The 9,640-nt window shown below is 47.4% G+C and carries 7 protein-coding genes; 1 reads left to right on the top strand and 6 read right to left on the bottom strand.

Annotated elements, in window-relative coordinates:
- Nucleotides 1–225 precede the first annotated feature (225 nt).
- Nucleotides 226–1,014 carry a TrmB family transcriptional regulator gene (locus ABHN01_RS08560; RefSeq protein WP_429875171.1) on the bottom strand — a complete coding sequence of 263 codons (789 nt, stop codon included), beginning with the start codon at nucleotides 1,012–1,014 and terminating at the stop codon, nucleotides 226–228.
- A 564-nt stretch (nucleotides 1,015–1,578) separates the two neighbouring features.
- Between ABHN01_RS08560 and ABHN01_RS08555 the strand changes: the two genes are divergently transcribed.
- Nucleotides 1,579–2,481, top strand: a complete 903-nt coding sequence (locus ABHN01_RS08555; protein WP_429875170.1) for a COX15/CtaA family protein — start codon at nucleotides 1,579–1,581, stop codon at nucleotides 2,479–2,481.
- A 272-nt stretch (nucleotides 2,482–2,753) separates the two neighbouring features.
- Here the strand turns inward: ABHN01_RS08555 and ABHN01_RS08550 are convergent, their stop codons facing one another.
- The 5 genes from ABHN01_RS08550 to ABHN01_RS08530 form a co-directional block, all read right to left on the bottom strand.
- Nucleotides 2,754–3,803 carry a lactonase family protein gene (locus tag ABHN01_RS08550; protein ID WP_429875169.1) on the bottom strand — a complete coding sequence of 350 codons (1,050 nt, stop codon included), beginning with the start codon at nucleotides 3,801–3,803 and terminating at the stop codon, nucleotides 2,754–2,756.
- A 132-nt stretch (nucleotides 3,804–3,935) separates the two neighbouring features.
- Nucleotides 3,936–6,059: a M28 family metallopeptidase gene (locus ABHN01_RS08545; protein ID WP_429875168.1), complete on the bottom strand. Its 2,124-nt coding sequence runs from the start codon at nucleotides 6,057–6,059 to the stop codon at nucleotides 3,936–3,938.
- Nucleotides 6,060–6,276: 217 nt separating this feature from the next.
- On the bottom strand, nucleotides 6,277–7,320 hold the full coding sequence (locus ABHN01_RS08540; protein ID WP_429875167.1) for a dihydrodipicolinate synthase family protein: 1,044 nt from the start codon (nucleotides 7,318–7,320) through the stop codon (nucleotides 6,277–6,279).
- Nucleotides 7,321–8,337, bottom strand: a complete 1,017-nt coding sequence (locus ABHN01_RS08535; RefSeq protein WP_429875166.1) for an NAD-dependent epimerase/dehydratase family protein — start codon at nucleotides 8,335–8,337, stop codon at nucleotides 7,321–7,323.
- Between the two features lie 17 nt (nucleotides 8,338–8,354).
- Entirely contained in the window at nucleotides 8,355–9,596 is a 1,242-nt protein-coding gene (locus ABHN01_RS08530) for an Nramp family divalent metal transporter (RefSeq protein ID WP_429875165.1), read from the bottom strand.
- Nucleotides 9,597–9,640: the final 44 nt, after the last annotated feature.

The raw sequence follows: 9,640 nt of genomic DNA, 5'->3' as shown, positions 1-9,640 counted from the left end.
ATAACGAAGATCGGATACAAGAAAAATTAGGCTACCTAGCCCCTAAAGAATTTGGGGCCATAGCAGCCTAATGATGGTGTTTTATATGTGTCTCAAATCGCTAGGTCAGTCTACAGTTGAGGGTTTGTTTGGCTGGTGGATTTTCGCTTTTCGGTGCCAGGCACCACCATTACACATATGTCAAAACGTGGTTCCTGGCACCAAAATCAGTACCAAAGTATGGCTTTACACCTTCCATCCTCGTTCATTTATGTAATAGTTTAATAGTTTTTTATAATTTTCACCGTACTTCTCGTCCAGCTCCTTGCTGAAATCCCTTTCGATCTGCTGCATGATCAAATCATGATAGAAGCCGTTTTTCAGCATCTCAATCACTGCCGGATGGTCGGTTTCTGCCGATGAGGGCTTAAGCGTTCCGCCAAAGCTTCCAATAAACGCCGTTTTTGAATCGCATAACAGGGAGAATTTGCGTTCATCCGTATGCCATTGATCCTCCCTTTGTCGTACAATCACATTTTCGAGCGGTAACTCCGTCTCGCCAATGGATATGAGCACGACCGTTACCCCTCTTTTTTCCGCTTCAAGCAGAGCATCCTCCACCCAGAAAAGATCCTCAGCCCAAATCTCAGCTACTAGGGAACTTTCTGCACTCGCAATGACTCTTCGGATAGCCAGATCAAGGCCCCTGTTTCCTTGCCAATTATAAAAGGCGGGTGCCGGGCGGGGAGGCATTTTCAATTCTTGAATAAGGACTTTGGACGTTTGTTCAAATTCCGATTGAAAAAGACGTACCAAATCCTCGATTGGCACAGCATTATAACGAACCGTATCACCTTCCAGACTGCGGCAGGCTCCTTTTTCCGAAAGGGACCGCAGGGCTGAATAGACATTAGTCCGGGACACGCCAACCCTTTTTGCCACTTCATAGCCTGTTAGCTCTGGGTCTTCGTGCAGTGTGATATAGCATTTTGCTTCCAATTCTGTCATCCCCAGTTTTTTTAAACGATCAATCATCATTTCCCCTCCTTATAATGGTGCCTGGCACCAATAGTTGTATTAAACAATACTTCTAACTAGTAGTATTTAAAACAACTACTCACTCCTCTTAATCATACTGGATTTAACAGGGATTTTCTATGATTTTTATCAATTTTCAGTATAGGTAATTTCAACAAAAACCGATATCTGCAGCACAGTAATAAATTGGACGAAGGACACCAGACATGACCGATAAACGAGGGTCTTCAGTGATTAACGGTTCCAGATACAAACAGCGGCCTCTGAAGAAGCCAGGAACATTTATTTTGTACGAAGGGAAGGGTAGAATAACATTAGAAGCTTCAGTTAAACAGCAACACCCAACTGATGGATGAGTTCCACATCGATTCACGCGCTGGTGCCGGAACCACCATGGCCGCCGTAAATGGGTATAAAAATAACTGAGTTCTAGTACATCTATTGAATATACGCCCTTATTTTGACAGATGTTTGTCATTTGCTTCATCTCAGTTGACTACCGGCTCTGTATACCCCATGATGTCAAGTGTGAGTATATATTACTAAAGGGAGCTTTTCTCTATGGATAAAGCCTTTAAAGCGATGGCCGTCTTTACAAGTGTCATCATGTTTTTATTAATGATCGCCGGCACTCTTGTGACTGATACAGATTCTGGTATGGGGTGCGGCAGTGACTGGCCGTTATGTAATGGTAAGTTTATTCCCGAATATACCGTAGCAACGATGATCGAATATACCCATCGCCTGATCACCGGTTTTGCAGGGATTGTTGTTATTATTTTCTCAATCTGGGCATGGCGCCGTTATCGCGGCATCCGTGAAGTGAAGGGCCTTGCCATTCTTGGAATCAGCTTTATTATTGTAGAATCCATCATCGGAGCTGCAGCTGTCATGTGGCCGCAATCGGCTGAGGTTCTTGCGCTTCACTTTGGATTTTCACTTTTGGCATTTACAGGTGTGGTTCTTTTAAGTGTATATGTCGTGCAAAAGGACAGATCTCATCTGCTCGTGAAAAGCGCTGTATCGAAGCGCTTTAAATGGTTTGCCTGGATTACTGTCGCTTATGCGTATCTCGATATTTACTCCGGTGCGTACTTGCGCCACGTCAAAGCGAGCCTGGCATGTACCGACTTCCCTGGCTGCTATCCCGGCAATTTCCTGCCGCTGGCCGGCCTGCCGGGTATTCATTACCTTCACCGGATCGCAGCTGTTGTGCTGCTATGTCTTGTACTTGGATTATTGATCTACTCCTACAAGCATTTGCGCGGCAATCGTCCGGATCTTTATTATGCTTCGCTTATCGCGTTTATTTTAACATTGTTACAGGGAGTGAGCGGTGTTCTTGTCGTACTGACGCGCTTAAATATCTTTTCTACCCTTTCCCATTCAGCGTTAATCACGCTGTTGTTTGCGGTATTGTTCTATATCGCCCTGCAGACGAGAAAGAAGCCTGAAAATATGTGATCATGAACAATCCCTATCAGCTTTTTGGCTTATAGGGATTGTTTAATAGCTTCAAAGTTTAAACGAAGACCTGTGCCTTATATCGATAATAAAATTGCCCTTTTCGATAATAACAATGGAATCTCGATAATATATCGGTTTTTTCGATAATAAACGGCTTTCTTCGGACCTCCTGAAAGCCCCAGGCTCTTTTTTTCCGCCGAAATCATCTTCATTCGACTTCAAGAAACATAGAAAAAACGCCTCCGAAAAGGCGTTTTTTTCATATATTATCACTTTACATGTAAAAACTTCACGCAGACTGGATAAGGTACGAACGCATCGGACTGGAGGAGTGTCAGTTTGCCGGTGTTTTCGTCTCTTGAGAAAAGGACGAGGTTGCCGGATTCCTGATTGGATGCCACGATGAATTTCCCGGATGGATCGAGCATGAAATCACGAGGCCAATCTCCCTCTGTTGACGTGCGGTCGACAAATGTTAATTCGCCTGACTCTTCTTTTACACTGAAAATCGCGATGCTGTTGTGTCCGCGGTTCGCTGAGTAAACAAAACGGCCATCCGAAGATACATGGATCGCACTGCCCTGGTTGTTTTCCGTAAAATCTTCCGGAATGGTGGAGATGGACTGAAGAATCGCGAAGCTGCCATCCCCCTCATTGTATTCCAATACGATCACTTCTGAGCTGAACTCTGTCATAAGGTAAGCCATTTTTCCGTTTGGATGGAACTCGAGATGTCTTGGACCGCTGCCAGGCTTTACAGACAGGCTGCTCACTTCTTTTAGCTCACCATTATTAAGTTGATAGGTAATCAGTTTATCGATGCCAAGATCAACGACCGCTACATATTTTTCATCCGGCGTAAATCCGGCATAATGGGTATGCGCCTTTTCTTGTCTTTCATCCGGACCCGAGCCTTGATGCTGGATAACGGAAGTTGCAGGGTGCACGCCTTTTCCCTGTTCGACAGCAAAACGCTCGACCGTCCCTCTGTGGTAGTTCGCTGTCAGCACGTTGCGGTTTTCGCGGTCCACACTGACATGGCAAGGAGAAGCTCCTTCTGTCAGCTGGCTGTTCAACAGGGCAAGCCCCCTTGATTCATTCGTGATGGAGTAAGCGGCCACCCCGCCCATGTCTCCGTCCTTTTTTACTGCATAAAGGTATTGATTGTCTTCACTAATGGTTAAGTATGTAGGGTTTCCAAGTTGGGCTGCTGCTTTTATATCTGCAATTCGGCCTTCATCTGTATCCAGCGTAAAAGAGTAGATGCCTTTGCTTTCACCTTTTGTATAGGTTCCGATATAGCCTGAGTACTTTGTCATCGTGATGATCTCCTTTCCTAATTCTGATTTCTTAAATTTTAACACAAGCTGTCATCGAGACACCCGTCCGAACCCTTATTGTTCACTTAAAAAAAGCATGGTATTCATGTCGAATACCATGCTACCAAGGTTTTATTCGACAGCTTCCTCTGCTGTCCATGTTGCTTTTGTGAGCGATTTTTCCAGCTGTTTAACGGCCGCTTTAAAAGCGGCAGGGTCCTTCGCCTGCTGTGCTTCGACCAGAGCAGGCAATGGCTGGGCAGCATAGCCTGTAGTGAGTCCAGGGGCAAAAACCTGGTGCTTGAACCAGCTCCTGCTCGCGAGTCCCTGTTCGCTGATCAAGTCACGTTCCTGCTGTATTAACGCCGTGTTCAGCTGTTTCCATTGCTTCGGTTTGCCTTTTCCGCTGTTCAGAAGACCTTGGCTGAACGTCTCCACTTGTTTCGTTGCTTCCTCCCACTCTTTCGCCTTCGCTTTTAAAGTGCTGATGTCCACGCCGAGTGTTCCGTCTTTTTCCACGTCTGCAAGCAGTTTTTGCACGGATTGGGCATACTCGGAGTATTGGAACGGCAGAACTTCTGCATTGGCCAGCCGCAGGGCCATCAGACCGGTAAAGCGTCCGGCGGCCGCCTGGTGTTTATAGCCCGGATCAAAAAACCGTTCAATGGAGTCGGAGTTATCGTACGCGCTGTGATAAAGCCCGCCTGGCGAACCAAAGCCGACATCCGCCGACGGAACTCCGAGATGCTGCAGGAAGGCGGTGTAGTCGGAGCCGCTGCCTAGCAAGTCGATCTCTTGTTCTTTGCCGTCGTTTCGGACGAGCATATCGTCATAGACGGACAAGCCTGACCTCGGTTCGGTCACATCTTTCGCCACATCAAAAATTAAACGGTTTAAGGAAGGTACGGCTCCTGCTCCGAAAAATTGTCCGGCGATCCCGTCCATGTTAATGTAGGCTACTGCATTCTTCGTCAAATCTTTTTGATACTGTTCTGCATATTCCGTAGAACCGAGCAGTCCGTATTCTTCTCCATCCCATCCAGCAAGGACAATGGTACGGTCCGGACGCCAGCCGTTTTCATACATTTTGCCGAGGGAACGGGCCATCTCCATGATCGTTGCCCAGCTCGAGATGTTATCACTGGCACCATACGTCCATGTATCCCTGTGGCCTCCGATCACAATTTTTTCGTTCGGATACTTCGCCCCTTTAAACGTGACGGTAATATCTTTGATCGGTTTTGTTTCGTACTCGATATCCAGGTTAAGGCGGACCTTGGATGCTTCATTGCCGAGGTGATATTTGAAAGGGAGCCCTCCCTGCCATGCTTGAGGCGCAACAGGCCCGCCCATCGCCTGAAGCAATCCTTGTGCTTCACCGTAGGAGATCGGTGTGGTCGGAATTCTTGGAAGTGAGTCCGCTTTTTGTGCATTGATTCGTTTCACACCGTCCAGCGATGCTTTTCCAGGGGTCAGCGGATCGCCGGGATAACGGTAGATGTAAAGGATGCTTCCGCGCTGGATCGCGTCTTTCGGACGCCACGGCCCCTCCGGATAGACCGGACCTTTGACATAGCCGTCATCTTTCGGATCAGAATAGATTAAAACGCCGTTTGCCCCGTATTGGGAGGCAAGATCCGGCTTTACGCCCCGGAAGTTTTTGCCGTAGCGGACGATGACGATCTTATCTTTTACTGACACACCCTGCAAGGCCAGTTCTTTGAAGTCTTCAGGGGTTCCATAGTTGGCATACACGAGCTCTCCTTCCACATCTCCTGAAGGGGAATACGCGTTATAGCCTTCTACGACTTCGTTTTTAAAAGGAGTGCCCTTCTTTAGATCCTCGGTAACTTTGAGTTCCCTCTGAAATGGTGCGGTCTGGGTGACGGAGATGCTGTTGGGGTGGGATAGGTAGACATCGTACGTGTGGACTTTCGGCTTCAAGCCGGCCTTCTTCAACTCATCAAGCGCATATTGGACGCCGGCATCATTGCCTTTCGTGCCGACCAAAGCGGGCCGTTTGCTAAGTGCTCTTCCATATTTCTTGATGTAGCTTTCCTTTACACCATTCTGAAATTTCGTTTCAAACTCTGTCTGCCACTCGGACTTGTCCTTCGCAAAGCCTGTCAGATTCTCCTGTTTAGTCTGTGCGCTGGAGTGAGTGAAAGGCAGAGCTGCGGACGCCAAAAGTGTAAGCGCCATACTGCTTGCCAGGTACTTCTTCCTCATTGAGCCGAAATTTTTACGTTTTCCCAATCCTAAAACCTCCCTCGCTTTTTGACTATATTAGTAGAAGTCTGTAAATTCAGTCAATTTATTGCGTGCGATTTGGAAAAAATGAATCCTTAGTCTTGTTGGGAGGTAAACGATTGGTGCCAGGCACCGCTTTTTGACATATGTCAAAAGACGGTGCCAATATAAAAAACAGATCCCTATTTAGAAAAGGGATCTGTTTTTTTATACTCTGCACCTTTTAGTAATTACTCAGCTGCTTGACGAAAGAATCGTCGCTGAGGTGGGGGTAGTCCCTGTACACCCTGTCAATTTCTGCAGATTGTCCAGGACTGAGTTTTTCATGCTCAAGGAGACACCAGTTTCCCTGCAGGAGCCCCTGGCGCGCCAATACTTCGTTGATGCCGGCGATACATCCTTTAAAACCATTGGCAGCATCAAAGAACGCAGCATTTGCGTCGGTGATTTCCTGGTTCCTCCGCATGAGGTACGCTGGAATCACTTCGCCGTCCCGTACGGATTTGATCTCATCAAACAGCTCCACAGCTTTTTTCGTCCAGACTGCCCAATGTCCCAGCAGACCGCCAACGATGGATTTTCTGACCCTTTCTCCATCAACTGCCATCTCATACGATGTCAACAGGTCTTGAACAATGTTGTCATCATTTCCGGTATAAAGAGCAATCTCATCTCTCCGTTTGGACTGGCACACTGCCCGGATAACATCCAATGTCTGATACCTGTTGAAGGGTGCCATCTTAATGGCATACACGTTTGGGATGTTTGCAAATTCGCACCAGAAGTCATAAGAAAAAACACGCCCGCCAACCGATGGCTGAAGATAGAATCCAAAAACCGGCAAAATCTCTGAAACTTTTTTTGTCCTCTCCAGCATTTCATCCTCGCTGAAATGGGACAGCCCGCCAGGACTGAGAAGGCCCAAGTCATAGCCCAGCTCTTTCGCCATGGCCGCCTCTTCCTTTGCTTGCTCCATCCCTCCGCAAATGCCAGCCACTTTTATAAATGGTTTCTGCAGCTCTCGGTTCTGCACTTCCTCTGCGGCCATACGAAGGACTTTTTCATAGAGATTAAACTCAGGATCTCTGATTTCAAATTGGGTCGTGTGCACACCAACGGCTACACCGCCCGCCCCAGCATCGATATAATAGTTTGTTAATCTCCTCTGGCTTTTTTCATCGAGCTTTCTGTTTTTGTCCAATGCCAGGGGATGCGCAGGAATAACGGTTCCATCCATCAGCAGCTCTTTAATCTCCGGCTTCAGCATTTAAAATGCCCCTTGCCTTTCCTGAAAATGGGTCGGTTTATTTATCGTCTGTCCATCCGCTTTCACCCAGGCCGCCGTCCACTCAATCATCGTATTCAGCGGAACTTTTGGATAGCCAAACAACTGATGGGCTTTGGAAGAATTGTTGAGCAAAGCGGTCGGCTGTTCTTCCCCGGCAAAAGCAGCTTGTTTGTTGAACTGCTGACCGAACTGCTGAGCGAGCCACCGGATCGAAACGGTCTCCGGTCCAGTGATGTTTAAAATTGTCGGCGGGCTTTGACTAACCAGCAGTGACCTGAGAGCATATTCGTTCGCATCTCCCTGCCAGATGACATTCACATGGCCCATCGCGAGATCCACTGGTTTTTCCTGATAAACCTGCCTGGCAATCTCCAAGAGCACACCATATTGCATATCGATCGCATAATTCAGCCTGAAGATGGTGACTGGTGTATCGTTTTTCTCTGAATAATACGTGAAAATCCTTTCTCTTCCAAGACAGGATTGTGCGTACTCGCCTACGGGATGGACAGGGTGCTGCTCATCACACCCTCCTTGGGCCAGGGGAACGAGAGGATATACATTTCCCGTGGAGAATACGACATGGCGGGAGTTCGGGAACTTTTCTGCCACCCTGCCCGGCAGGTAGGTATTCATCGCCCATGTATAATGTTCATTGCCCGTTGTTCCAAATTTATGTCCTGCCATATAGATGATATTCTTTACGTCTGGCAGCCCCTGAAGGTCTTCCTCCTTCAACAGGTCCGCGCTGATCGTCTCTATACCGGCCTTTTCCAGCTCTGACCGCAATGTTCCTGAGGAAAAGCGGGATACACCGATGACTCGCTTTGTGATGTTCCCTTGATCGAGTGCACGTCTGGCGAGCTTTGCCATCGTGGGCCCCATCTTTCCTCCAACTCCAAGAATCATGATGTCTCCATCCAGGTTTCCTAAGTCCCTGATTAAATGTTCAGATGGCCTTGTCATTACTTCTTCCCGTTCATGTAACGTTTGCATGGTTTCACCTCGTTTTTTTATTTGAAAAGGCTGACTACGTTATTTATGGCTAAAAGAATTAAAACAATGAGTCCCGCAAATCCGATGACATTTTTTAAAAGCGTATTTTTCAGCGGCCCCATAATCTTCTCATCATTCGCCACTGATAAAATGGCGATGGCAATAAAGGGGACGATAACGATGGTGATCGCCTGGGCAAAAATAATAAGGGCAATAGGTGCTGAGCCAAAAAAAATCCCCACGGCGGAACCGAAAATCATGACCAGAAGAATAAGAGCGCGAACAGACTTGGAGGTTAACCTGCTGCCATAACCGAGCCCATCCGAAAGAATAGAACCGCCGATGGTGGCATTGCCCATTAAAGAAGAGAATGAGGCACCAAAAAGCCCGAGCATAAACATGAATGTTGCCCAGTTTCCATACAAAGGCTCCAGTGCCGCTCCCATCTCGGAAGCAGAATTCACGATCAGACCCTTTGGTTTCAAGATGGCTGCTGCCGATAACATGAGCATTAAGGAAAGTAATCCGAGAATGAAGATCCCCAAATACGTCTCCCTTTGGCTGTTTTTCAACTGTCCGATCACCCAGTTCTTCTCCTGCACTAAATACGATTGATAACACGCTCCTACAATGGAAAAACTCGTTGCGGTCAGCGCAATGATAAGAGGAAGCGATCCTTCCGGAATGATCGGTATGAAGCCCGCCGCCAAATCCTTGAAAGAGGGCCGGGTTAGAACGACCGTACAGGCAAAGGAGATCAGCATAAGCAAAATCAGGCCAAGCATCAGTTTTTCAAGCAGCTTGTAGAACTGTTTTGTAAACAGAAAACCGACACCTATTACTGTGACCGCCATGATCCAAAAGTTCGTGGACATGCCGGTGATGGAAGCTGCAGCCAAACCTGATCCCAATGCATTCCCGGCTTGAAACGACGCCGTTACGAGAAACGCTCCGATACCGATCAGCAATGCCGCCGGCCTGCCCCATTTATTTCTGATGACTTCAATAAAAGAGGCTTTTGACGCCAGTCCGATTCGAGTGCTCATTTCCGTATAGACCATCATAAAGATCACGGCCAAAGCAAGAGCCCAGATTAACCGGGTCCCAAACAGGGCTCCAATCTTTGAATTCAGCGTTAAACTTCCTGGGCCAATGACCAACGCGGAAGTAATGAAGGCCGGACCTAAATAGCTTAAAAAGCTTTTTCTCCTTTCCGTATTCTCCACCGGTACAGCGGCTTCCCTAACATCAGAATTCATAACGATCCCTCCCAACCTGAGTCCTCCGCTTGACTAAACCACTC

Origin of the sequence: Fictibacillus sp. NRS-1165 (genome assembly GCF_050468105.1) — a bacterium.
GTDB classification, from domain to species: Bacteria; Bacillota; Bacilli; order Bacillales; family Fictibacillaceae; genus Fictibacillus_C; species Fictibacillus_C terrinigri.
Note: the sequence above shows the minus strand (reverse complement) of the source record. Positions and strands in the feature narration are given on the sequence as shown.

Bases quoted from the DNA above. Each gene is read 5' to 3' on its own strand.
- ABHN01_RS08560 (WP_429875171.1), bottom strand. From the start codon at position 1,014: ATGATTGATCGTTTAAAAAAACTGGGGATGACAGAATTGGAAGCAAAA.
- ABHN01_RS08530 (WP_429875165.1), bottom strand. From the start codon at position 9,596: ATGAATTCTGATGTTAGGGAAGCCGCTGTACCGGTGGAGAATACGGAA.
- ABHN01_RS08535 (WP_429875166.1), bottom strand. From the start codon at position 8,337: ATGCAAACGTTACATGAACGGGAAGAAGTAATGACAAGGCCATCTGAA.
- ABHN01_RS08555 (WP_429875170.1), top strand. From the start codon at position 1,579: ATGGATAAAGCCTTTAAAGCGATGGCCGTCTTTACAAGTGTCATCATG.
- ABHN01_RS08540 (WP_429875167.1), bottom strand. From the start codon at position 7,320: ATGCTGAAGCCGGAGATTAAAGAGCTGCTGATGGATGGAACCGTTATT.
- ABHN01_RS08550 (WP_429875169.1), bottom strand. From the start codon at position 3,803: ATGACAAAGTACTCAGGCTATATCGGAACCTATACAAAAGGTGAAAGC.